The sequence below is a fragment of the Paenibacillus sp. FSL P4-0184 genome (genome assembly GCF_038004625.1).
In the GTDB taxonomy this organism is placed as follows: domain Bacteria; phylum Bacillota; class Bacilli; order Paenibacillales; family Paenibacillaceae; genus Paenibacillus_AQ.
On record NZ_JBBORN010000001.1, the window covers coordinates 4,231,076 to 4,255,741 of the forward strand.

Below are 24,666 nucleotides of genomic sequence, written 5' to 3' on the forward strand. Positions count from 1 at the left end.
GATGACTATGGAAAAAACGACAACTGCTGTGGGTGACAACAGCAAACCAAAAGAGCAGTTTGTACATTCCGTATTTGAGAGTATTGCTGGAAAATACGATTTGATGAATGACATCCTAAGCTTTCGCCGCCACAAGGCATGGCGTAAATTCACGATGAAGAAGATGGGGATGAAGCGCGGGGATTCGGCCGTTGACCTATGTTGCGGAACCTGTGATTGGAGCATCGCTTTGGCGGAAGCCTCGCAGACTGGCAATGTAATCGGACTGGATTTCAGTGCAGGTATGCTTGAGGTAGGTCGCCGCAAAGTGGAAGAGCGCAAGCTTCAGGACCGTATTTCGCTGGTGCAGGGCAATGCTATGGAGCTGCCTTTTGAAGACAATGCATTTGAATATGCAACGATTGGATTCGGTCTACGCAATGTGCCAGATCCTGTTCAAGTGCTTAACGAAATGAAGCGGGTAGTAAAACCTGGTGGAATGGTTGTATGTTTGGAGCTATCCAAGCCGATGAAACAGCCGTTTAAAGGTGTATATTTCTTTTATTTCCAGCGTGTACTTCCATTGCTGGGTAAGTTATTCGCGAAAAGGTACGAGCAATACAAATGGCTGCCAGAATCATTGGCAATGTTCCCAGACCGGGAGCAACTGGCCACTATTTTCCGTGAAACCGGACTTCAAAAAGTGGAATCCTTCCCCTTGACCGGAGGCATCGCGGCATTACATATTGGGCTCAAGGAGAACGGGAATGTTTAAGAAAATCGGTATCTTTTTACAAATGATTAAGTTTGAACATACGGTATTTGCTTTACCTTTTGCCTTTATGGGTGCTTTACTGGGATCCGTTGTCATGAATGATAGCCTCCCATCCTGGAGTCAAATTGGCTGGATTGTAATCGCTATGTTTGGAGCACGCAGTGCAGCTATGGGATTGAATCGATTGATAGACCGAATCAGTGATGCCAAGAATCCACGCACAGCGGGAAGAGCGATTCCTGCAGGGTTACTTAAGATCGGTGAAGTTGTCATTTTTATAGGCATTTCGTTTTTCTTGCTCTTTTGGGCAGCCTTTAAATTGAATCCTTTGTCAGCTAAGCTGTTACCTATCGCTGTATTCCTTCTTGTTATTTATTCATTCACTAAGCGCTTTACATGGGCATGCCATCTTATCCTCGGCCTCACCATTGCGCTTGCACCACTGGGCGGCTGGGTAGCTGTGACCGGTAGTGTGAATTGGACTTCAATGGTATTTTACTTCACAATTGTGTTTTGGACGGCTGGTTTTGATGTTATATACTCTTGTCAGGATGTTGAATTTGATCTTAAAGAAGGCCTGAAATCCATTCCAGTGCGATTTGGGGTTCAAGGTGCACTTGTTATTGCCCGTGTGTTTCACATTCTTACGGCGATTGGATTCGTATCGCTGCTGTTTTTGACGGATTTAAGCTGGTGGTATGTGGCTGGTATGATCCTCGCATATATTATTCTCTTTTATGAGCATTATATTGTATCTCCGAGTGATCTCAGTCGTTTACAGACCGCTTTTTTCACTATGAACGGCGTGCTAAGCATCGTGGTGTTCTCTTTCACTTTGATTGACTTGGTGGTGCATTTCAAAAAATGACGCTTACTAAACCGAAAAACTTCGTGGTTGGAATTACAGGGGCAAGCGGTGCTATTTATGGTATTCGTCTGATCGAAACGTTGCTATCGCTAGGCTACTCCGTTCATTTGGTAGTAAGTAATGCGGGCTGGCGCGTTTTTAAAGAAGAACTAGGTTATATCGCATCAGACCGGGAAGGCTTTTTGAACGAAAAGTTCAAAGGCTATCCCGGTTCTCTACTTTATCATCCTGTCGCTGATATCGGTGCATCTATTGCAAGTGGTTCGTTTCGTGTGGAAGGGATGATTATTATGCCTTGTTCTATGGGAACATTGTCTGCGGTTGCTAATGGAACCTCCGACAATCTGATGACTCGTGCTGCTGATGTTATGCTTAAGGAAGGACGTCCACTGGTCCTTGTTCCTCGTGAGACACCTCTGCATGCTATTCATCTTGAGAATATGTTGAAGCTGTCCCGTCTGGGGGTTCGGATCATTCCGGCAATGCCGGCGTTTTACTTTGGACCACAAAGTATGGATGATCTGATTAATTTCATGGTGGGTAAAGTGCTTGACAGCTTTAATATTGAACATCAATTATTTCGCAGATGGGGGGATTGAAAGGATGGAGAATAACAGCCACACCATCATAGGTAAAATCAGCTATACTAACTCATGGCCGGTATTTCACAATTTTCATCCCTCTGCACTGAAATATCCGGCAGAGATGGTGAGTGAGGTACCTGCCATTCTTAATCAGGGGATGAGTCGTGGAACGATTCATGTGGGTGCATTATCCTCTTTTGCGTATGCTGAAGCCAGTGATAAGTTATTGCTGCTACCTGATTTATCGGTAAGTGCGGACGGTCCTGTGAGGTCTATTTTTCTTTTTTCTCGAGTGCCTCTTGCACAGATAGGTGCAGGTACGATTGCTGTTACGAACACTTCTGCAACATCGGTAAATTTGCTGAAAATTTTAATGGAAAAGGCTTTTGGCAATAAACCAGAATATATTAGCGCTAATCCTGATTTGGATGCTATGATGCATCAAGCAGATGCCTGCTTACTCATTGGTGATCATGCGATTAAAGCCTCTTGGCAGAATCAAGGGTATATCGTTACGGATCTGGCGGAGCTTTGGAAAGAATGGACGGGCTTAGGGATGACCTTTGCGGTCTGGGCAGTGAATCGAAAAGCTGCGAATGACAAACCGGAAGCCATTGCGGAGATTGCAGAAGCTTTTGCTGAGAGTAAACTGCGGGGATTAAGTGATTTAGATCCTATAGTACTTGCAGCCTGTACGACAATTGGAGGAACTAAGTCTTATTGGGAAGGGTACTTTCGCAATTTAAGCTATGATTTTGGAGAAAGGCAGCAGAAAGGTCTGAACCTCTATTTCCGCTATGCCTATGAGATGGGTCTGCTGCCGCAGGCAGTGAAGATGGAGATTTGGAGTCATAAACTGTTGACACGGGTGAAGGAATGAAACGACTGCAAATATTCGGATTACTGAACAGAGACATGGATCAGATTGAAAAAGATTTGTACCGTAGCGTACAGGGTGATGACGACCTACTAACCGAGACTTCTCTGCATTTACTAAAAGCTGGCGGTAAAAGATTGCGTCCCGTATTTGTTTTGATGGGTGGGAAATTTGGAAAGTATGATCTTGAGAAGCTGAAGCGTGTGGCGATACCGCTAGAACTAATTCATAGCGCTTCACTAGTTCACGATGATGTCATTGACGATGCAGAACTGCGCCGAGGTGAACTTACTGTTAAGGCCAAATGGGGCGATAAAATTGCCATGTACACCGGTGACTACATATATGCGAAAGCACTGGTGATGACGACGGAGCTGAAGAATCCGCGAATTCATCAGATTTTGTCCAAGGCTATGATTGAAATGTCGATCGGTGAGATGGAGCAGATTCGTGACTTCTTCAACAGTGAGCAAAGTGTGCGTCATTACCTGCGGCGGATTCGCCGTAAAACAGCGCTGTTGATTGCAGTCAGTTGCCAATTAGGTGCACTTGCTGCTGATGCTGAACCAGAGGTGGCTCGTCTACTTTATAATTATGGATACAATGTAGGGATGGCTTTCCAGATTCGTGATGATTTACTTGACCTCTCAGGCACCGAAAAACAAATCGGTAAACCACCAGGAAGTGATATGCGGCAAGGGAACATCACCCTTCCTGTCATTTATAGCCTGGAGGATGAAAGATTGCGAGCTCCGCTTCTTGAGGAGTTGAAGTCTATTCGTGAAGGGCACAGCACAGTAGGGCGTGCTATTGATCTTATTCTTTCTGGAGACGGAATTGCCCGTTCCGAGGAGCTGGCTTCGCGATATATTGCGAAGGCACTTGCTGCACTAGATCAGTTGCCTAACAACAAGACTAAGCGTAATCTGCGCGATATTGCCTTTTTTGTAACAGGTAGAGCTTATTAGTATTTTGGTGATCATGAAATTAAACGTTTCCAGAAAGCTCGGTTTCTGTTAAGATAGCGTCAAAACAACCCAACTAATGGGAAATTGGAGAGTGCCTCTATGGAAAAGACGTATCTGATGGTCAAACCGGATGGAGTACAACGTGGATTAATTGGGCGTATTGTCTCACGCTTTGAAGATAAGGGCTTTAAGCTGGTCGCTGCAAAGCTGATTACAGTTAGTGAAGACCAAGCAAAAAGACATTATGCGGAGCATGCTGGCAAGGACTTTTTTGGAGAGTTGGTTTCTTTTATTACTTCAGGTCCAGTGTTTGCAATGGTATGGGAAGGTGATGATGTTGTAGCATTATCCCGTACGCTCATTGGTAAGACTAAAGTAGGAGAAGCCTTGCCGGGTACGATTCGAGGCGACTTTGCCAGCCATACACCGCTTAATTTAATTCATGGATCAGACTCGCCTGAAAGTGCAGAACGAGAAATTGCTAATTTCTTTACTCCAGATGAATTGAATCTTTATAACAAAGAGATCGCAGTCTGGATGTAGGAGCCAAGCGGGAGGCGGGGGATTAACATGTCTGATCGTAATGTTGCAGCATTAACAGCAGATTCAGATTACATCGGGTTTATTCATCATGTTAAGCAAAGCACCGGAATTGATCTGGCACAGTATAAAGAAGCGCAGATGAAGCGGCGTTTAACGACTCTTCGTGTGAAGAATGGATATCAAACCTTTAGTGATTTTTTTGCAGCAATGATGAAGGACAAGGAATTATTTTATGAATTTTTGGACCGAATGACGATTAATGTCTCCGAGTTTTGGCGGAATCCGAATCGGTGGGAAGTACTGCGAGATATCATTCTTCCTGACATACAACAATCTGGTCGCAGATTGAAACTGTGGAGCGCTGCATGTTCCACTGGAGAAGAGCCCTATACGCTGGCTATGATTTTATCGGATAAGAATTTATTGGGACAGACTGGTATTCTGGCTACGGATATTGACGACGGTGCGCTTTCCAAAGCAAAGCAAGGTTTGTATCTGGAACGTTCTTTAAAGGATGTGCCTAAGGATGTTGCTGCGCGTTATTTTAAACCCGAGGGTCATTTATTCAAAGTTAGCGACACGCTTAAGAAAAACATAGATTTCCGTAAACAGAACCTACTGCTGGACAAGTTCGATGAGGGTTTTGATCTTATCATTTGTCGCAATGTAATGATCTATTTTACTGAAGAGGCGAAGAATAAGCTCTACCATAAGTTCTCGGCTAGTTTACGTTCAGGCGGGTATTTGTTTGTAGGTAGTACAGAGCAGATCTTTACGCCAGCGCAATATGGCTTTGAATCGACGGAAACCTTTTTCTATCGTAAAAAATAAATACTTCTTGCTCCTTCGTCTGTGTACTTTTATAGGTATACTTTCGCTATCGTTCAGTGATACTGGGTAGTAGAATCTGTAAGCTAAGCGAAAGGATCGTTAAACCGATGGACAAAAGCAAGGTCATTGCCGCGTACAAACGAGGCTTTATTACCGTTCGTGAGTGCGGGCAAATTCTCGGTGTAGAAGAAATGCAATTGAAGCGCCTTCTGCAACTGGAAGAGCGTAAGTCTACATTTCCTTCAACAAGTCAGCGGATCGGAAGCTAACAAGTGCCGGACCGAGCCGAGGAGCGCCATTTATACTCTATTGAGTATGAATGGCGCTTTTTCTTTACACAAAAACCAATTCATTTTGTCGCGAATGGAGTCGTTTTAGGGAGATCCCTTTCTTGTCAAAGAGGATTGCCTATACTATAATGAGCAAAGATCATTAGGATTTTAGCGGTTTACAGTTTAAAAGTATAAAAGGGGGAACGCAGCATGAGTTTGCGCTATTTAACAGCGGGGGAAACGCACGGCCCCCAGCTTACGGCCATTATTGAGGGATTGCCAAGTAATTTGACATTGGATTTTGAAGAGCTTAATTTTCAATTGCAGCGTCGACAAAAGGGTTATGGACGTGGACGTCGCATGCAGATTGAGAAAGATACGGCACAAATTGTAGGTGGAGTGCGTCATGGCTATACTACAGGTGCTCCAGTAGCCTTGGTAGTAGAGAATAAAGACTGGACCCACTGGAAGAACATCATGAATATCGAGCCTATTCCTGGCAGTGACGAAGAAAAACGCCGCGTAAATCGGCCGCGTCCTGGCCATGCAGACTTGAATGGCGGATTGAAGTACAACCATACAGATCTTCGTAACGTACTGGAGCGCTCCAGTGCTCGCGAAACAGCAGCCAGAGTCGCATGTGGCGCTGTAGCCAGACAGCTGCTTGCAGCTTTTGGCGTGAAGGTAGCAGGGCAAGTTATTCGTATCGGTGAAATTGAAGCACCTGCTAACGATCTGCCTATCGATGAGCTGATTGAGCGGACAGAACAGTCCTCTGTCAGAGTTGTCGACAAAGAAACGGAACAGAAGATGGAGGCTTACATAGATCAGATTAAGGAAGAGGGCGACTCCATCGGTGGAATCGTTGAATGTATCGTCGAAGGACTTCCTATCGGACTTGGCAGTTATGTACAGTCTGATCGGAAGCTTGACGGAGCAATCGCTGGGGCGGTAATGTCGATTAATGCATTCAAAGGCGTTGAAATTGGCATTGGGTTTGAAGCTGGCAAATTGCGTGGATCGCAAGTCCATGATGAAATTATGTATGAAGCTTCTAAAGGATACTACCGTGCAAGTAATCGCTTAGGTGGTTTTGAAGGTGGTATGACTAACGGCATGCCTGTTGTAGTTCGCGGTGTCATGAAGCCGATCCCTACCCTTTATAAACCGCTTCAAAGTGTGGATATTGACACGAAAGAACCATTTACAGCGCAAGTTGAACGCTCCGATGCTTGTGCAGTTCCAGCGGCGTGTGTTGTTCTGGAAAACGTAGTGGCTTGGGAAATCGCAAAAGCATTCCTTGATAAATTCGGTGGCGACTCACTTGAAGAAATTAAAGCGAACTATGAAAATTACCTATCACAGCTGGAGAGCTACTAATTATGCGTACTATTAATGTAGATTTGGGCGACCGCTCGTATCCTATTCTTATCGGTAGTGGTTTACTAAAGGACATCGCCCATTATTGTGCTGAGGCCGGATTTTCGGAGCGTAGTCCACTGTTAGTAGTGAGTGATACTGAAGTAGCGCCAAGGTACTTGCCGGCTCTTGAAGAAGCTTTGCGTTCTCACGGCTATACTGTGGTTAGTCACATAATGACGGCAGGTGAAGCCTCTAAATCATTAGCCGTGTATGAAGAAGTCATGACAACCGCGATTCAAGCAGGATTAGATCGCAATTCAGCAGTTTTAGCTTTAGGCGGCGGCGTGGTTGGCGATTTAGCAGGATTTGTAGCAGCAACTTATATGCGTGGAATCGGCTTTCTGCAAATTCCGACGACGATCTTAGCTCATGATAGTAGTGTGGGTGGTAAAGTGGCGGTCAATCATCCATTAGCCAAAAATATGATAGGGGCTTTCTATCAACCGTCAATGGTACTCTACGATTTAGATACACTACGTACTCTTCCAGCACGGCAAGTGTCATCAGGTCTGGCTGAAGTGGTAAAGCACGGTCTCCTCGTGGACAAAGAGTTCGCATATTGGTGTCGTGATCATGCCGAAGAGCTGCTAGAGCTGAATGTCGAAGCCTTAGGTTATGCTTTAGAGCGTGGCTGTGCAATTAAGGCAGATGTAGTGGCGAATGATGAGCGTGAGCATGGACTTCGAGCGATATTGAACCTTGGACATACGATCGGACATGCCATTGAAGCAGTTGGTGGGTATGGTGTGTTTCTGCACGGAGAAGCGATTGCGATTGGGATGGCGGGTTCAGCGCTATTGGCTGCGAAGCTTGGGCGGGATACTTCCATTTATGAGGATACTGTATCTATGCTGACCGCGCTGTCACTGCCTGTACGGCTTCCTTCCGAGTATGATGAAGATGAACTGATGGACGCTATGATGCATGATAAGAAATTCAAGGAAGGCAAGATGACCTTTATCGTGCCTGATTCCATAGGCTCTGTAAGCATTGTGAACGATGTGCAGGAGTCGCTTGTGCGAGAGGTTCTCGCAGAGCTTAAGAAGGAGGGATGACCGTGGTAAACCGAGGAATTCGCGGAGCAACAACCGTGACTAAGAACGAAGAGGCAGAGATTTTACGTGAGACCGTTATATTACTGCGGGAGATCGTAGAACGTAATGATGTTATAGCTGAGAATATAAGCAATGTATGGATTACGATGACCAATGATCTGGATGCTACTTTTCCTGCAAGAGCTATTCGTGAGATTGAAGGCTGGGAAATGGTTCCACTTATGTGTTCAACGGAAATCCCGGTTAAAGGAAGCTTGCCGATGTGTATCCGGTTGATGGTACAGATTAATACGGATAAATCGCAGCGTGAGATACGCCACGTTTATCTGAATGAGGCTCAGAAGCTACGTCCGGATTTATCAGAGAGCAAGTCTTAAATTATAGTTGTGGGTTGTCAATGACCCTCGTCATCATGTATAGTGTAGTTAGCCGAGTATAGAAGAGTTTAGTTTAGTTGAGATGAGTATAGTTGAGCAGAGTGCGAGAAGTTTTTTAGATTAGCATGTATCGTGTAAGCAGAGTCTTTATTTTGATATGCACTGAAGTCATTTATCAGTGATATATCTTATTTAGGGATAAGTCTGTAAACACTACATAATTATGCTAATCCATGCTCAAAAATATATACTTACTTACACAAACCCTCTACTTCGGTAGAGGGTTTTTTTGTATTTCGGAACCATTCATATATCTAAGGGGGCATCTAACAATGACGAATCCAAGTGTTCAAGAGGTGGTAAAGCTGTCGAGGGATTATAATCTGATTCCTGTTGTAAAGCGACTGCTCGCGGATATGGAAACACCTATCCGGTTATTCCAACGTTTCGCTGAACGTGATCGCGTGTTCTTACTTGAAAGTGTAGAGGGTGGAAAACAATGGGCACGGTATTCGTTCATCGGTAGCGATCCCTTTTTGATGATATCCGGTAAAAAGGGTGCAATTAACGTTGAAGTCGGCGGAGAGAAGAAGCAACTATACGGAAAGCCGATTGAGGAGCTTAAAGCATTACTTCGTTCATACCGTAGTCCTAAGCTTGACGAAATGCCTCCATTTACTGGAGGGGCTATCGGATTTTTCGGATATGATCTGCTGCAATATTATGAGAAGTTACCTCAGCATCCTGTGGATGATCTCCAAATGGATGATATAAGATTTATGTTTTGCGATCGGATCATTGTTTTTGACCATGTGAAGCAACAGATTCTGCTTGTTGGTAACCTGCATGTAAAAGACGGAGATACAGATTCGGATATCAGATCCAATTATGAAAGCCTGAGTCGTAAGCTGGAGGCTATGGCCGAAGATCTGCAAAAAGAAGGCCCTAAGGAAAATGTGAATCGTCGCAGCATTCCGCAGGATATCGAGCTTGGAGAGATTCATTCTAATCTCACTAAAGAGCAGTACATCAACAATGTAGAACAGGCGAAGGAATATATTCGCTCAGGCGATATTTTTCAAGTGGTATTGTCACAGCGGTTGCATATTGAAACGGAAGTTTCTCCATTGCATGTATACCGGATGCTCAGAACTCTTAACCCCTCTCCATATATGTACTATTTGAAAATGGACGAGGAGATTATTGTTGGCACTTCACCTGAAGCACTCGTAAAGGTAGATGGAAATCGTGTGGAGACACGGCCGATTGCTGGAACTAGACCAAGGGGTGACAGTGAAGCATCAGACCGGGCGTTTGCTGCGGAGCTCCTGGAGGATGAAAAAGAACGTGCGGAACATCTGATGCTTGTTGATCTGGGTCGTAATGATCTAGGGAGAGTATCCAAATTTGGTTCAGTAAAATGTGATTCCTTTATGGAGATTGAAAGATACTCCCATGTCATGCACATGGTATCGAATGTGTCAGGCACGCTCAGTGAGGATAAAGATTTCTTTGATGCCTTTCTCTCCTGTCTGCCTGCCGGAACGGTTTCTGGGGCACCGAAGCTGCGAGCTATGGAGATTATAGCAGAGCTGGAAAAAGAAGCTCGAGGTGCTTATGCCGGAGCAATTGGATATTTAGGGTTCTCAGGAAACATGGATTCTTGTATCACCATTCGTACCATCATCTTCCGGAAAGGTCGTGCGTACGTACAGGCCGGAGCGGGTATCGTTTGGGATTCGGTTCCCGAGAAAGAGTATGAAGAAACGGTGAATAAGGCGAAGGGCATGCTGAAAGCTATTCGTATGGCAGAAGCTATGTTTCCATCCGAAGTGAAAGAGAAACAAGTTATCAACCAAGATTATATGTACGAATATACCCCTGAACAAGTGGTTTGATTTATATAGTAACTCATTAAGGCTGGGAGGAAGAACATTATGGATGCAACGAAATTAATTCAATCAGGAATCGCGGGACTAATCGAAGGCAAGAATCTGACACGTACAGAAGCACGGGATATAATGGGTGCTATAATGCTAGGAGATGCTTCACAAGCGCAAATCGGTTCACTGCTGACCGCCTTACGAATTAAAGGAGAAACCGTGGAGGAGATTACTGGTTTTGCAGAAGCTATGAGAGGGTTCGGCACATCCGTACTGACTGATCGCGCACGCTTGTTAGATACTTGTGGTACGGGCGGTTCCGGCATCCATAAATTTAATATTTCAACCGCCTCAGCAATTATTTCATCAGCGGCTTCTGTAAGAGTTGCCAAGCATGGAAATCGCTCTGCTTCAGGCAGAGCGGGAAGTGCGGATGTACTTGAAGCCCTTGGCGTAAACATTCATCTGAATGCAGACCAAGCCCGAGAATGTCTGGATCGTATCGGCATTTGCTTTTTATTCGCACAAATTTATCATCCTTCGATGCGGCATGCAGCAGCTCCTCGCAAGGAGCTTGGTGTACGTACGATCTTCAATATGCTGGGTCCTCTTACGAATCCCGCTGGAGCTGACCGTCAGCTCCTAGGGATTTATGACCGAAATAAGACGGAGACGGTGGCTAATGTACTGAAGGAGCTAGGTTCCAAGCGGGCAATGGTTGTAAGCAGTTCGGATGGTCTGGACGAGATCAGCATCTCTGCCTCTACATTAGTGTCTGAATTAAAAGAGGGTGTAGTGACCACTTATGAAATTACTCCGGAGGGATTAGGTCTTAACAGACATCCACTTGAAGCTGTTTTGGGTGGAGACGCAGCAGAGAACGCAGCAATTATTACCTCTGTGCTCCAAGGTGAGATCAATCCCTACCGAGATATCGTGTTAGCTAATGCAGGAGCATGTATATATGTTGCGGGTCTGGCGGATACCATGGCCGTAGGCGTCGAGAAAGCTAAAGAAGTAGTGGATTCGGGTAAGGCATTATCCAAGCTGAAACAGCTTGTTGTGATGACGGAGGAGCTTAATTATGTATCTTGATAAAATTGTCGCTACAAAGATCAAAGAGGTGGAGGCGCTCAGTAATAGCTTTTCTCTAGCTCAAGCTGAACGTGATATAGCAGCACTCCCTCAGACTAGAGGCTTTCGTAAGGCTCTGACCCAGGGGAAGAACAGGGATATGGGTTTGATTGCGGAGGTAAAGAAGGCATCTCCTTCAAAAGGGCTGATTCGTGAGGATTTCGATCCTGTTTCCATTGCAAAAGGTTATGAAGCGGGCGGCGCTGATTGTTTATCTGTTTTGACGGATACAGATTATTTTCAGGGCAGCGCTGCTTACTTGCAGCAAGTGAAAGAAGCTGTAAATCTGCCGCTGCTACGCAAAGATTTTATTATCGATGAGAAACAGATTTATGAAGCGCGTATTCTTGGAGCAGATGCGGTGTTGTTAATCGTTGCTATTTTGACACCGGATAAACTGTCTCATTTTATAGAAATAGCTACTGAGCTTGGAATGGATGTATTAATCGAAGTTCATGATCAGAATGAGCTTGCGGTGGTATTAAGTACAGACAAGATAACACATCCTAATATTCTGCTGGGTATTAATAATCGTAATCTGCGTACCTTTGAGACGTCCTTAGAGACAACGGCAGAGCTGGCAGCACTAGTACCTCAAGGGGTTCCTGTGATCAGTGAAAGCGGAATTGCAGGGACAAGTGATATTGACTACTTAAGAACGACTGGCGCTCACGGGGTCCTCGTAGGGGAATATCTAATGCGTCAAGCAAATGTAGAAGAGGCGGTAAATGGATTGCTAGGAATGCTTCCAAATGGAAAGGATCGTGTCCGGCATGGCTGAGACATTGGTAAAAATCTGTGGACTTCAGGACGTTGAAGTGCTAAAATCTATGTTACACTTACCACTAGATTATATTGGATTTGTATTCGCTCCTAGTCGTCGCAGGGTTACTCTGGAGCGTGCTTCCGAACTGATTGCTGAACTTTCGCAATGGAAGACTAGTGAAAAACCTAAAGCTGCTGGGGTTTTTGTTAATCCAGAGCTGGATGAGCTGAGCGAACTGCTCTCCGTTGTGTCATTAGATGTCATTCAGCTACATGGGCAGGAAAGTCCAGCCTTTTGTCAAAAGGTTCGGCAAGCTTTCCCACACGTTCAGGTGTGGAAGGCATTGTCTGTTGCTGATAAAGAGCGTGATGACGCGGATAACAAATATACATTGGAACAATATGCAGGCTTCGTTGATGCTGTATTGTTAGATACTTATGATCCTCAGCAGAGCGGCGGCTCTGGGCGCACGTTCGCTTGGGAGAGGTTGCCTGATTATCAGGAAATCGCGCTACGAAATGGTTTGCCGTTATTTGTGGCTGGCGGACTTCATCCTAATAACGTAGGAGAGTTGCTAGATACTTATGCTCCGTACGGAGTAGACGTATCTAGTGGAGTAGAGAGTGAAGGCGTTAAAGATATTATTAAAATGACAGCTTTTGTGGAAAGGGTGAAGCAATCATGACACAAGTACCGGACCAGCATGGACGTTTCGGTTCATTCGGAGGGCGCTTCGTGCCCGAAACTTTGATGACTGCATTGATTGAGCTGGAGGAAGCCTATGAGAAGTATTCGGCAGACCCTGCTTTTCAAGAAGAAATAGATTATCTATTAAAGCAATATTCCGGACGGGAGACCCCACTGTATTATGCGGAACGTCTAAGTAAACATCTGGGAGAAGCAAAAATATATTTGAAGCGTGAAGATTTGAATCATACGGGTGCTCATAAGATTAACAATGCGATTGGTCAGGGGATTCTGGCTAAAATGATGGGTAAAACCAAGGTGATCGCTGAGACTGGAGCTGGTCAGCATGGTGTAGCTACTGCTACGGTTGCAGCCCTACTTGGTATGGAATGTAAGGTGTTTATGGGGGAAGAGGATACTCGTCGCCAGGCACTCAATGTATTCCGTATGAAGCTGCTTGGTGCTGAGGTGATTCCCGTTACTTCCGGATCGCGTACCTTAAAAGATGCCGGCAACGAAGCGCTTCGCTACTGGGTTAGCAATGTGGAAGATACTTTTTACATTCTCGGTTCTGCCGTAGGCCCACATCCTTATCCAATGATGGTTCGTAACTTTCAGCGGGTTATTGGTGATGAAACGCGGCGCCAGATTCTTGAGGCTGAAGGAAGACTGCCAGATGTGCTTGTTGCTGCAGTAGGTGGCGGTAGTAATGCTATCGGCATGTTCTATCCATTCGTAGAGGATAAAGGTGTCGGTATGATTGGTGTTGAGGCAGCAGGCAAGGGAATTGACACACCATTTCATGCGGCGACGATGAGCAAGGGGACTCATGGCGTATTCCAGGGTTCGATGAGTTACCTTCTGCAGGATGAACATGGTCAAGTAACGGAGGCTCATTCCATCTCCGCAGGACTGGATTATCCAGGCGTAGGTCCTGAACACTCCTATTTAAAAGATATCGAACGCGCAAAATATGTTCCGATTACGGATGCTGAGGCGCTTGATGCACTGAAGCTGCTATGTGTAACGGAAGGTATTATTCCAGCTTTGGAGTCAGCACATGCGATAGCCCATGTAGTGAAGATGGGTCCAACCCTTACCAAGGATGATATTGTTGTTATCTGCCTGTCAGGCCGGGGAGACAAAGATGTGGAATCGATCATGGCGTACACAGAAGGGAAGGGAAATGAATGACAACCGAAACTACAAACCGGATGGATTTGGTATTCCGGAAGCTTAAAGCTGAAGAACGGACGGCATTAATTCCTTTTCTGACGGTTGGAGACCCTGATCTGGAGACTACGCTTGCCATCATCGCAGAACTGGAGGCGGCAGGTGCAGACATTTTGGAGCTGGGAGTACCTTACTCTGATCCGCTAGCAGATGGCCCTGTCATTCAGCGAGCGTCTGCACGAGCTCTGCGGGGGGAGGTTCACCTGCGTACCTGTATGGAGACCGCGTTAAAAGCTCGTCAAGCCGGAAGCAGCCTGCCCTTTATTTTGTTTTCCTATTACAATCCTATCCTGCAAATGGGGCTGGATACATTTTTCGCAGAACTGAATGCTCATGAGATTAGTGGTCTTATTATTCCAGATCTTCCTGTCGAGGAATCAGAGGAGATGCGTCGCCGCAGTAGTGAAGTTGGCGTTAATCTCATTCCACTGGTTGCACCGACCTCAAGTGAACGTATTGCGAAGATTGTCTCAGGTGCGAGTGGGTTTATCTATTGTGTATCCTCGTTAGGTGTGACAGGGGAACGATCCACTTTCCATGCTGATGTAGAGGCGTTTATTGATTCCGTGCGTCAAGCTACGGATCTGCCGGTGGCTGTAGGATTTGGGATCTCAACTGGCGAACAGGTTGCCCGCTTTGCTCAGATTTGCGATGGCGTGGTAGTAGGTAGTGCGATTGTTCGTAAAATAGAAGAGGTCATTCCGCTGCTCGATAATCCCGCTACACGGAATGAGGGGCTGTTGCAAATTCGAGAATTTGTGGCACAATTAAAAAGACCATAACAGTGTCATTTTGACCTGTGTATAGTGGAGTAATCAACTATGGAGAGCGAGGACTATTCATGAATCCAAAACCGAATATAGTTAATCTCCCTGTCTACAAACCAGGGAAACCTATAGACGAAGTTAAGAAGGAGCTTGGCTTAAGTGAGGTTATTAAGCTTGCATCCAATGAGAACCCGTATGGAGCTTCCCCGAGTGCTAAAGAAGCTATTCTAGCAGAGCTTGAGAATCTTTATCTATATCCAGACGGATCGGCCGTTGAGTTGACGGCAGCACTTGCCAACCGTCTTGGTGTGAACAGCGATAATATTATTTTTGGCTGTGGTTCTGATGAGATTATTGCTCTTATTGCTCGTGCCTTCTTCTTGCCAGGTGATGAGACAATCATGGCTGACCAGACCTTCTCTGTGTATAAGAGTAACGCAGATATCGAAGGCGCTGTGTCCATCGAGGTACCACTTGTAAATGGTACACATGATCTGGATGGGATGCTGGCCCGTATTACGGACCGTACGAAGGTTATCTGGATTTGTAATCCGAATAACCCAACAGGAACGATTGTACCAGAGGAAGCCTTGGTTTCTTTCCTTGATGCTGTTCCTTCCAATGTAATGGTTGTTCTTGATGAAGCATATTGTGAGTACGTAACAGATCTATCTTACTCCAACGGTATCCAATTATTAAATCGTTATACGAATTTGGTTGTGCTTCGCACATTCTCCAAAATTTATGGCTTAGCTGCATTGCGTATTGGTTATGGCGTTGCTAGTCCTGAGATTATTTCATTGATCAACAAGGTACGCGAGCCTTTCAATACCACTCGTCTTGCGCAAGCCGCGGCTCTTGCTGCCTTGAATGACCAAGAATACGTGGAGGAATGCCGTCGTCTTAATAGCGCGGGTATTGCCCAATTACAAGGTGAATTCAAACGTCTGGGCCTTGAATCTTTCCCTGCACACGGGAACTTCATTATGGTAGATGTTCGAAAACCTGCAACCGAGGTTTTCGATGCTTTGATGCGTAAAGGAATCATAGTAAGAGCGGGTCATCAAGTTTACCCTACTTATATTCGTGTTACTGTGGGCTCTGCTGAACAGAACACAGCGTTTATAACTGCGCTGGAACAAACGCTTATAGAGTCTGGTGTGCGCGCTTAGTAATAAACAGCAAGACTAGACTAAAAAAGGCAGGTAGTTCAAAGAACATGACGACAAAAATAGCTATATTCGGTGTCGGTCTGATCGGAGGCTCACTGGCCCTTTGCTTTAAAGGCAAGGAGGGCCTGACCGTCGTAGGACATGCCCACCGTCCTGAATCCGCGAGTAAATATATAAGCAGAGGTGTGGTTGATCAAGCCACGCTTTCTGTTGAAGAAGCGGCACTTGATGCTGATTTCATTTTTTTATGTGTACCGGTAGGGATGTTAGAGGATTATCTGCAGCAATTAAGTAAGTTGCCTCTAAAACCCGGCTGCATTATTACAGATGTAGGAAGCACGAAAGCTAGTATTGCCGCATGTGCGGTCTCCTTAGATATTCCTGGAGTACATTTTATCGGCGGACATCCAATGGCAGGATCAGAACGCTCAGGTGTTGAGGCAGCTTCATCACTGCTATTTGAGAATGCCTATTATGTGTTGACGCCCCCTCCAGGAGTGCCAGATGAGGCTTATCATGCACTGGAGTCTTTACTACACCACACAAGAGCGCAGATTGTACGCCTTGATCCAGAACGCCATGATGAGATTGTAGGTGCCATTAGTCATTTACCGCATATTATTGCTGTTGCTTTGGTAAATCAGATTCGTGCCTATGACGATACCGACTCCTTATATAGCACGCTAGCTGCAGGGGGCTTTCGGGATATCACTCGGATTGCGTCCAGCGATCCTATAATTTGGCGAGACATTTTGCTGAACAATCGTTCCGTAATGCTTCGTTTATTGAAGGATTGGAACGAGGAAGTTTCTTCTTTTGTTCATCTCCTGGAAAGTGAAGATGGCGTAGGAATTGAAGAGGCTTTCAAAGAAGCGAATGGCTTCCGCGGTCAGTTGCCTGAACGGCGTAAAGGCATGATCGCACCTTTATTTGACCTACATATTGATGTACCGGATCATCCGGGGATTATTGGTCGTATTGCAACTGAGCTGGGGGACCAAGGCATTAACCTTAGCAACGTACAAATCATCGAGAGTCGTGAAGATGTGCCGGGAATTATGCGCCTATCTTTTCGTCAGGAGAACGATATGGAACGTGCGAAGGTGCTTCTGCAGCAGCACGATTATACCGTATATGTGTAGTTAGTAGCCCTTCCAATATGGAGGGGCTTTTATTTCGTTATGGGATCTGAAAGAGCATAATGCTGAAAACAGCTACTGCTTCAAGTGGATGAAGAAGAGGGTATTAATAATGAGTGGGGCTAATACAGCGCTTACAGGACAAAAAAAGACCGCTTACAAAGTAAGCGGCTACAGTTCACAATAAATTGGAACCGTGTAGTATTTGGATAGGAGTGGAGAGAAACCATACTGTACTTTTATTATATGTATACGTTTACATTTTGTCAACAGTTTATTGAAAAGAGATTAAAGTCACATTACAGTGATCAAAGTCTTATGGTTGAACTTCATGTTCGTTTATAATCTGTTGTCAGGTCATGCTGACGAGATTACTGCTCTGAAGTCTATTAATGTCATCCTATGAGAATCTGTGATACAATAGATCTGGTATATTTCTAGATTCGTTATAAAATTTATATGCTCATAGAAATATGCCATTTTTCTTTTTATATTCATCACAATCATCATGCCTTAATTATTGGGTGTTTGAATATACATAGGTGTATTTCAAAATTGAAGAACGGATAAGTTGCACGTCATATATTTTTCCTTAAATTCCCACAAGGAACGTTTGTCTTACATAAAGGTCGACAATATCGTTTCTTCTTGTAATAAACTAAAAAGTTGTAGTAAACCAGCGCAACTTTTAAAGCCCAAACCGGTATAATAAGTACGGACCGGACGGGAAAAGACGTGCAAGGGCGAGGAGGGCCAATCTCACCATGACGGATTCCCAGTTGATCCAGGAAATTAAACAAGGCAACACAGAATTATATTCAGAATTAATGCGTCGTTATCAACGAAAAATATTGGCATTTGTATATCATATGCTTAGAAACTCACAAATGGAGCTAATTGCAGAGGACCTTTGTTCGGAGACTTTCTACAAGGCATTCCGTAGCTTGCATTCCTTTCGAGAGGTAGATGCTTCCTTTTCAACGTGGTTGTACACTATTGCTCGTAATACCGTGCTGAGTGAGCTTCGTAAGAATCGTGCCGGAAATGTATCCCTAGAAGAGAGTGGATATACTCCCGTTGCACCGTTTGAAGTAGCGCCTGAGCAGGCTGCATTGCGTAAAGAACGGATGAATTTGGTTCGTGAGGCAATTAATAATCTTCCGGAGAAACAACGCTCTGCGCTAATCCTGCGTGAATACGATCAGATGGATTATCAAGAAATTGCAGAAATTTTGGATCAGAGTGTAAGCTCCGTGAAATCATTGTTGTTTCGTGCCAGAAGTAGTGTGAAGCTTCAACTCGAATCCTATTTCAATGAGCCTGAAGTTGAAGAGCAGGTTGAGAGGGTGTAAGGCGAATGAATTGCAGGGAAGCGCAAGAATGTATTCCGCTCTTGTGGGACGCTCCCCCCACACATCCTAGGCGGATTTTGCTCGAACAACATATTGAAACTTGTCCTTACTGCGCGGCTGAATGGTCTCTGTGGCAAGAGAGTAGCCAGCTTATGCATGATTTGAAAGAAGAGATTAGTGAAGAGCGTGCAGAAGTTATAAATGTTAAAGTTATGGAGCGGATTTATCTAGAGAGTCCTTGGTTGATGCCAGGGGATGGGAAATCCGCAGGGACATCTGCCATTGTTCGTCATAGGCTTAGTCTCTGGATCGCTTGCTTTCTGGCGGTATTTTTGTCTAGTGTTCTTTACTTTACTATGTTTAGAACACCTGCAGATATCACTGTGGCTCAAAGTGGAATTGTAGAGACTGGCGTTGCTGGCTCTATGGAATGGACTTCTACTTATCCCATTTTAGGCTCTGAAGGTGGGATTATTGAACCGCTTGTAGTAAATATGGGACCTACTCATCCTCAATATTGGATGATGTTATCCATGCTTGGCGTGGGTTTTGCAGTGTTTTCGTTAACCCGGCTGAATCGATATCGCAGATCATAAAGGGTCTATTGATGTATGACTTAGCTATTGCAGTATATAATAGTGTTAAGAATGATGTAGGAGTCCCTTTATGTAAAGATAAGGGGCTTTTTTGTATTCTAATACGCATAAAAGAAGACTTTTTATTTCATCCATGTTACATTAAGAGACAAATACTTGGGTGAAAAGGGGGAGGCAATATGCTAATCGGCTTGATACGCCATGGATTGACGGACTGGAACGCAATTGGAAAGATACAGGGGCAAAGTGATATTCCGCTTAATGATGAAGGACGCATGCAAGCTGCTATGCTTGCTGACCGCTTATTACAAGAGCCGTATCGCTGGGATTATTGCATTACAAGTAACCTTTCCCGGGCAGCAGAGACAGGCAAGATCATCGCTGATAAATTAAATGTACCGTTGCTTGATCCTGATGATCGGATCCGGGAACGTGCCTACGGGCAAGTAGAAGGGCTTACTGCCGCTGAGCGTGAAGAGAAGTGGGGGAAAGATTGGAGTCAGCTTTCACTTGGTCAAGAAACTGACGAACAGCTTCAAGCACGTGCACTTGCCTTTATGGAGGATATTTCTGCACAGCATCCCAATCGGAACATACTAGTTATATCTCATGGAGGGTTCCTCGCTCAACTGTATACTGCATTTTACAAAGATAAGTATTCTGAGCGAATTGGAAATTTATCCCTGACAATTTTGGAGAAGAAAGAACGGGAATGGAACCCTATTCTATATAATTGTACTCGCCATATCCTGCAAAATCAGCGTTAACCCGTGCATCGGGTTATTTTTTTTGCGCAAAGGGGAATAAAAAGGGCTGTATTTCCCATAATGGTAGTAAAACGGTGAGGCGATAAAACATGAATCTGGCGGATATGCTCACTTATGCAGATATTGGACAGTTGACCGCCATAGCGGGACGCTACCGGTGTGAATGCAAGCAGAATTCCAAACATGACTTGATCCAGAGTATTTTGATTATGCTTGGAAGCAGAAGTTTTATGGAGTCTCATATCCGGGAATGTGCTCCGGAGGATCTACGGTTTCTGAATACATTACTTTTTGATGAACGCAGCTACTTTAGTCTGGAAGATTTGTTGGCAGTAGCTAGACAGGCTTCTTTTGATGCTCCAGAAGGAAAGACCGGAGGCTTCCGGGAAATGGTTTCTCGTTTCAAAAGCGGAGGCTGGCTCTTTAGCGGTTCCTCCCAGCAAACCAGATACTTGTTCCAAGTGCCTAAAGACTTGAAAGATCGCTTTCGTGAGACGATGAGCGCACATATCAAGGATAAGGTTGCGGTTAGCTCTGAACCAGCCATGTATCGAAATGAAGGAGAATTGTTATTAAGTGATCTGGTTATGCTTCTGAGATATATCAAGGAAAATGAGCCAGAGCTTAATCAGGAAGGGGCAATGTATAGGCGGTATCAGCAAGGAGTGATGAATGCACTTCATATTCCGGAGGATCTTCTTAGCAAAGGCGGCTGGAGATTTGGCTATGGTAGGGCATGTGAGCATTATCCGCCTAGATTAGCGCTCCTGTATGATTATGTTCGTCATCGCCGCTGGATCACTGAAGAAGGTTTTCGGCTAAGGCTTACGGCGACAGGAGAGTCAGTGTTAGCCGACGGAAAATGTGACTCGTTGATGCAGATATTCTCTTTTTGGTTAAAACTATATAAGGGGGCTGTACCAAACCTGCCTTCACTTGTGTATTGGGTAAGCATTAGTGCTGGGAATTGGGTGAGCGTACCTTCATTAGTGGATGGTATTGGGTGGTTAATTAAACCGTTCTATTATGACAATGCTGCCTCTATTCTGGAGCAACGAATTATTCGGATGATGGTGCACCTTGGGATGCTTAAATTAGGGGAGACTACTGCTGGTCTCACTGTGATGATGACGCCGTGGGGGATGGAGATAGCCGTGCCTAAACATCTATAGTAGTATGAAGGCATACAGCCAAATGCTTATGGGGATTACATACGTAGATGAGGACTTCGCTTTGGTTGTTAATAGGAACAATAGATGAAGTATTAATCAGAATGGGTAAATATGTAGAACGTAGACAGGATTGTTGAATATGATTTAGTAGGTGCCGTCACTTTTGAAACCGAAAACAAAATCATCTTGATGGATATCAAAATATTAAAGCAATAAGGATCTCTTAAACAGCGGAGGTGTATCGAATGGACAAAATGAAGGCTACGTACGAAGTGATGCTAGGACTTGCGGCAGAAATGGTGTGGGATGAAGCGCTGCGAAAGCGTCGCTCCGACATCTTGCACCGTGAGATTGACACGGCGCTGGCTACAGGAGATAAATTGGCTTTTCGAAATCTTACAGAAGAACTTAAAAGTTTGGCATAAAGAAATGCGCTTAGCGCATTTCTTTTTTTATTAAATAGGTACCTGTTCAACTCACTTTCTGTATCAATTAGAGGTGAAGGAAGACGGGTCAAAATCTAAATCTAGACGTTTGTCTTCCTCTTTCAATATAATGGGATTTATAACATCGGGCAAATTTGTGAAAAGTGGACGCGAAGAAGGATCGCAAATAGGGAGATGACATTAATGAAATTCAGTGATTTTGAAGTTGAACAGTGGGAAGAAAATCGAAAGTTCTATGATACATGTCTCATACCTTTTACAGGATTAAGTGGGTCCGAGAGTCCCCCTGAGACGGTTCAAGCATTAGAAAGATTACGTGATTTTATGGATTTGGTGGAAATACCGTTTAAGGGACGGATTGTAACTTACCCGGCGATTCAGTATGGAGGGGAAGGATATGTCGATCTAATTAATGAGGTTTGCCGAAAAGTCAAATCCAGTGGTTTCCAGTATGCCGTGGTGTTAACAGCAGATATAGCACTTCTGGAACAAGAAATTTTTGAAAGCGATTTAGTACTCTCTCTGCCTATCATTGAGGGCTCTCTGGAAGGTAAGATTAATAGTGATATTGGTATGAAAATTCAAAAGATGTGGGGACGGTGAGTCTCTTTTAAATGTGACAGAAAATCAACAATTGTAAGTGAAAATCACTTTTTGGCCTGTCACAAATTAGACAATATTCTTGACGGGTTTTAGTGCCTAAGCTATTATTAGGTTGAATCGAAATGGTATGTGATGTATTTCATTGAAAAGATTTGAAAACGGATTATTTATAGTAAGGCATCTCTGATCGGACACCTTAGATACTTTCTTATATCTTGAGAAGGGGGTTATATAACAGTATGAGCAGCCATAATGATCAACAGGATATTTGGCCTGAACAACCACCCAGCCGTAAAGAGATGTCGCGCAGGCAATTTTTGACCTACACGCTAGGTGGCGCTACTGCTTTTATGGGGGCAGGTACAATTCTCCCAATGGTCCGTTTTGTCGTGGACCCAATATTACATAAGAAGGGCGCAGGTGATTTTATAAAGGTTGCTGAAATTAGCAAAATCACCGAAGAGCCCCAAGAGTTTACGTTTGAATTGAAACAGAAAGACGGATGGTACGACAGCACAGCGACGCTGACTGCGTGGATCCGTAAAGACGCAAAGGGTGATATTTATGCGCTTTCACCCATTTGTAAACATTTAGGATGTACGGTTGGATGGAACAATGATAAGGCACATCCGGACGAGTATCACTGTCCTTGCCACGGTGCGCGTTATACCAAACTCGGCAAAAATCTCGAAGTAGCTCCAAAACCGCTTGACCAGTATAAAACGAAATTTGATAACGGGTGGGTTCTTTTGGGTGATATTGTGCCTAATACAGTAGCTAGTGAGGAGGCGTAGGTTCTAATGTTTAAAAATGTCTATAACTGGATTGACGAACGTTTGGATGTTACGCCAATTTGGAGAGACGTGGCCGACCACGAGGTTCCTGAGCATGTTAACCCGGCCCATCACTTCTCTGCGTTTGTGTATTGTTTTGGCGGACTGACCTTTTTTATTACAGTGATTCAGATCTTATCGGGTATGTTCTTAACGATGTATTATGTTCCAGATATTATCAATGCTTATGCAAGTGTTGAGTATTTACAATCTAGTGTTGCCTTTGGACAAATTGTTCGCGGAATGCATCACTGGGGTGCCAGTCTTGTCATTGTTATGATGTTCCTTCATACGATGCGTGTCTTCTTTACAGGCTCTTATAAAGCTCCGCGTGAGATGAACTGGGTAGTTGGAATGCTCATCTTCTTCGTAATGTTGGGGCTCGGTTTAACGGGCTACTTATTGCCTTGGGACAATAAAGCTTACTTTGCGACTAAGGTAACACTCGAAATTGCTAACTCTGTTCCAGTGATGGGACCCGTATTGAAAGAACTTATGCAAGGCGGTACGATTGTTGGTGCAGAAACGTTGACTCGGTTCTTCGCACTACATGTATTCTTCCTCCCAGCGGTGCTTCTTAGTCTGCTCGTAGGACACTTTATTATGATCCGCAGACAAGGGATTTCTGGACCGTTGTAAGTTAATCTGAGAGAGGAGGAATACGGATGGCACATGGAAACAATTCTAAGGAAAAGGTTGTATATGTCGGTGATACCAGAGTTCGTAAAGGCAATGGATTTATCACACCTCCAGACTATTCAGCCTATCCTGGTAAATCGGAAGCCTTTATCCCTAACTTTCTACTGAAAGAATGGATGGTTGGCGTCGTTGTACTTGTAGGAATATTAGTGCTTACTATTTCAGAGCCAGCGCCGCTAGGGTTTCCAGCGAATGCGAGTGCTACGGTTATCCCAATTCCTGACTGGTATTTCTTGTTTCTCTATCAGTATTTGAAGCTTCCTTATGCTTCAGGTGATTATATCGTTCTGGGTACGTTAGGTGTAACCGGTGTAGCTTTTGGTTCACTTCTTTTAGCACCATTTCTTGACACGGGCAGAGAACGTCGCTTCTATCGTAGACCGATCGCTTCATCTTTGATGTTCTTATCGCTAGCGGCGATTGTGTACTTAACAAATACCGCTTGGACTGAATACAAACATGAAATGGCTGAAACTGGTCAAATTCCTGAAGATGTTCAACGGGAGGAGAAGGCGGCAGAGAATAGGGCGAAGGGGCTTCCAACCTCGAGTGCAGTTAAGGCAAAGGAAGTAGCGATTGTAGATAAGGATGATCCGGCTATGGGGCTGTTTAAGCAAGCTACTTGCATCTCTTGTCATGCGGCGGATTTGAAAGGGGCAGGCGGGCCTTCACTTCGCGGCGTTGGGGACACCCATGATAAAGAAGCAATCCTTACTATTATAAAAGAGGGTCAAGGACAGATGCCGAAGATGTATGATATTGCTCTGGGAGCGGGGCTTTCGGATCAAGACATTGATGCCTTGGCAGACTGGCTTGCCAAACAAAAAAGCGAACAGTAAAATAAAAATAACGCAAAACCTGATCGA

The 24,666-nt window shown here is 44.6% G+C and carries 28 protein-coding genes; all 28 read left to right on the forward strand.

The annotated features are described in order from the left end of the window. Position 1: 1 nt before the first annotated feature. The 28 genes from MKY52_RS18520 to MKY52_RS18655 all read left to right on the forward strand — a co-directional run bounded on the left by MKY52_RS18520 (position 2) and on the right by MKY52_RS18655 (position 24,639). Entirely contained in the window at positions 2-754 is a 753-nt protein-coding gene (locus MKY52_RS18520; RefSeq protein ID WP_341052730.1) for a demethylmenaquinone methyltransferase, read from the forward strand. Next, positions 747-1,622: a UbiA-like polyprenyltransferase gene (locus tag MKY52_RS18525; protein ID WP_042190197.1), complete on the forward strand. Its 876-nt coding sequence runs from the start codon at positions 747-749 to the stop codon at positions 1,620-1,622. Before MKY52_RS18520 ends, MKY52_RS18525 begins: the two co-directional genes overlap by 8 nt. Beyond that, positions 1,619-2,221, forward strand: coding sequence for a UbiX family flavin prenyltransferase (locus MKY52_RS18530; protein WP_042190195.1), 603 nt, complete (start codon positions 1,619-1,621; stop codon positions 2,219-2,221). Before MKY52_RS18525 ends, MKY52_RS18530 begins: the two co-directional genes overlap by 4 nt. 4 nt (positions 2,222-2,225) lie before the next feature. Continuing rightward, on the forward strand, positions 2,226-3,086 hold the full coding sequence (locus tag MKY52_RS18535; protein WP_341052732.1) for a menaquinone biosynthetic enzyme MqnA/MqnD family protein: 861 nt from the start codon (positions 2,226-2,228) through the stop codon (positions 3,084-3,086). Further along, positions 3,083-4,051 carry a polyprenyl synthetase family protein gene (locus MKY52_RS18540; protein ID WP_340971565.1) on the forward strand — a complete coding sequence of 323 codons (969 nt, stop codon included), beginning with the start codon at positions 3,083-3,085 and terminating at the stop codon, positions 4,049-4,051. Before MKY52_RS18535 ends, MKY52_RS18540 begins: the two co-directional genes overlap by 4 nt. Before the next feature lie 99 nt (positions 4,052-4,150). Beyond that, positions 4,151-4,594: a nucleoside-diphosphate kinase gene (gene ndk, locus MKY52_RS18545; RefSeq protein WP_339242717.1), complete on the forward strand. Its 444-nt coding sequence runs from the start codon at positions 4,151-4,153 to the stop codon at positions 4,592-4,594. Between the two features lie 27 nt (positions 4,595-4,621). After that, positions 4,622-5,425, forward strand: a complete 804-nt coding sequence (locus MKY52_RS18550; protein WP_341052733.1) for a CheR family methyltransferase — start codon at positions 4,622-4,624, stop codon at positions 5,423-5,425. A gap of 107 nt (positions 5,426-5,532) precedes the next feature. Next, a complete protein-coding gene (locus MKY52_RS18555; RefSeq protein WP_170880309.1) occupies positions 5,533-5,694 on the forward strand; it encodes a hypothetical protein in 162 nt (53 codons plus the stop codon). 213 nt (positions 5,695-5,907) lie between these two features. Then, positions 5,908-7,077 carry a chorismate synthase gene (aroC, locus tag MKY52_RS18560; protein ID WP_042190184.1) on the forward strand — a complete coding sequence of 390 codons (1,170 nt, stop codon included), beginning with the start codon at positions 5,908-5,910 and terminating at the stop codon, positions 7,075-7,077. Positions 7,078-7,079: 2 nt separating this feature from the next. Further along, entirely contained in the window at positions 7,080-8,174 is a 1,095-nt protein-coding gene (gene aroB / locus MKY52_RS18565) for a 3-dehydroquinate synthase (protein ID WP_341052737.1), read from the forward strand. Between the two features lie 2 nt (positions 8,175-8,176). Next, complete coding sequence (gene aroH / locus MKY52_RS18570) at positions 8,177-8,551, forward strand: chorismate mutase (protein ID WP_042190180.1); 375 nt, start codon at positions 8,177-8,179, stop codon at positions 8,549-8,551. A gap of 332 nt (positions 8,552-8,883) precedes the next feature. Beyond that, entirely contained in the window at positions 8,884-10,449 is a 1,566-nt protein-coding gene (gene trpE, locus MKY52_RS18575; protein ID WP_341052739.1) for an anthranilate synthase component I, read from the forward strand. A gap of 39 nt (positions 10,450-10,488) precedes the next feature. After that, a complete protein-coding gene (gene trpD / locus MKY52_RS18580) occupies positions 10,489-11,529 on the forward strand; it encodes an anthranilate phosphoribosyltransferase (RefSeq protein ID WP_341052741.1) in 1,041 nt (346 codons plus the stop codon). Beyond that, complete coding sequence (gene trpC, locus MKY52_RS18585) at positions 11,519-12,349, forward strand: indole-3-glycerol phosphate synthase TrpC (RefSeq protein ID WP_341052743.1); 831 nt, start codon at positions 11,519-11,521, stop codon at positions 12,347-12,349. Before trpD ends, trpC begins: the two co-directional genes overlap by 11 nt. Then, on the forward strand, positions 12,342-13,019 hold the full coding sequence (locus tag MKY52_RS18590) for a phosphoribosylanthranilate isomerase (RefSeq protein WP_341052746.1): 678 nt from the start codon (positions 12,342-12,344) through the stop codon (positions 13,017-13,019). Before trpC ends, MKY52_RS18590 begins: the two co-directional genes overlap by 8 nt. Next, the gene (gene trpB, locus MKY52_RS18595) at positions 13,016-14,215 is read left to right on the forward strand and encodes a tryptophan synthase subunit beta (protein ID WP_042190170.1); all 1,200 of its coding nucleotides are present in this window, start codon (positions 13,016-13,018) and stop codon (positions 14,213-14,215) included. The genes MKY52_RS18590 and trpB overlap by 4 nt, the downstream gene beginning before the upstream one ends. Next, on the forward strand, positions 14,212-15,036 hold the full coding sequence (gene trpA / locus MKY52_RS18600) for a tryptophan synthase subunit alpha (RefSeq protein ID WP_042190168.1): 825 nt from the start codon (positions 14,212-14,214) through the stop codon (positions 15,034-15,036). Before trpB ends, trpA begins: the two co-directional genes overlap by 4 nt. Positions 15,037-15,095: 59 nt before the next feature. Further along, positions 15,096-16,193 carry a histidinol-phosphate transaminase gene (gene hisC, locus MKY52_RS18605; RefSeq protein ID WP_341052752.1) on the forward strand — a complete coding sequence of 366 codons (1,098 nt, stop codon included), beginning with the start codon at positions 15,096-15,098 and terminating at the stop codon, positions 16,191-16,193. Between the two features lie 47 nt (positions 16,194-16,240). Continuing rightward, the gene (locus MKY52_RS18610; protein ID WP_341052754.1) at positions 16,241-17,335 is read left to right on the forward strand and encodes a prephenate dehydrogenase; all 1,095 of its coding nucleotides are present in this window, start codon (positions 16,241-16,243) and stop codon (positions 17,333-17,335) included. A 761-nt stretch (positions 17,336-18,096) separates the two neighbouring features. After that, positions 18,097-18,684: an RNA polymerase sigma factor gene (locus MKY52_RS18615; protein ID WP_042190156.1), complete on the forward strand. Its 588-nt coding sequence runs from the start codon at positions 18,097-18,099 to the stop codon at positions 18,682-18,684. Between the two features lie 5 nt (positions 18,685-18,689). Then, positions 18,690-19,280, forward strand: a complete 591-nt coding sequence (locus tag MKY52_RS18620; protein WP_042190154.1) for an anti-sigma factor family protein — start codon at positions 18,690-18,692, stop codon at positions 19,278-19,280. A gap of 179 nt (positions 19,281-19,459) precedes the next feature. Continuing rightward, on the forward strand, positions 19,460-20,047 hold the full coding sequence (locus MKY52_RS18625; protein WP_042190151.1) for a histidine phosphatase family protein: 588 nt from the start codon (positions 19,460-19,462) through the stop codon (positions 20,045-20,047). Positions 20,048-20,136: 89 nt separating this feature from the next. Beyond that, positions 20,137-21,219, forward strand: coding sequence for a hypothetical protein (locus MKY52_RS18630; protein ID WP_341052755.1), 1,083 nt, complete (start codon positions 20,137-20,139; stop codon positions 21,217-21,219). Positions 21,220-21,464: 245 nt separating this feature from the next. Beyond that, complete coding sequence (locus MKY52_RS18635; protein WP_042129535.1) at positions 21,465-21,644, forward strand: IDEAL domain-containing protein; 180 nt, start codon at positions 21,465-21,467, stop codon at positions 21,642-21,644. A gap of 204 nt (positions 21,645-21,848) precedes the next feature. Further along, positions 21,849-22,268, forward strand: a complete 420-nt coding sequence (locus tag MKY52_RS18640) for a DUF2487 family protein (protein WP_149646826.1) — start codon at positions 21,849-21,851, stop codon at positions 22,266-22,268. Positions 22,269-22,507: 239 nt separating this feature from the next. Next, positions 22,508-23,062 carry a QcrA and Rieske domain-containing protein gene (locus MKY52_RS18645; RefSeq protein ID WP_042190144.1) on the forward strand — a complete coding sequence of 185 codons (555 nt, stop codon included), beginning with the start codon at positions 22,508-22,510 and terminating at the stop codon, positions 23,060-23,062. 6 nt (positions 23,063-23,068) lie between these two features. After that, entirely contained in the window at positions 23,069-23,740 is a 672-nt protein-coding gene (gene qcrB, locus MKY52_RS18650; protein WP_042129529.1) for a menaquinol-cytochrome c reductase cytochrome b subunit, read from the forward strand. Positions 23,741-23,766: 26 nt separating this feature from the next. Then, complete coding sequence (locus MKY52_RS18655; RefSeq protein ID WP_042190142.1) at positions 23,767-24,639, forward strand: menaquinol-cytochrome c reductase cytochrome b/c subunit; 873 nt, start codon at positions 23,767-23,769, stop codon at positions 24,637-24,639. Positions 24,640-24,666: the final 27 nt, after the last annotated feature.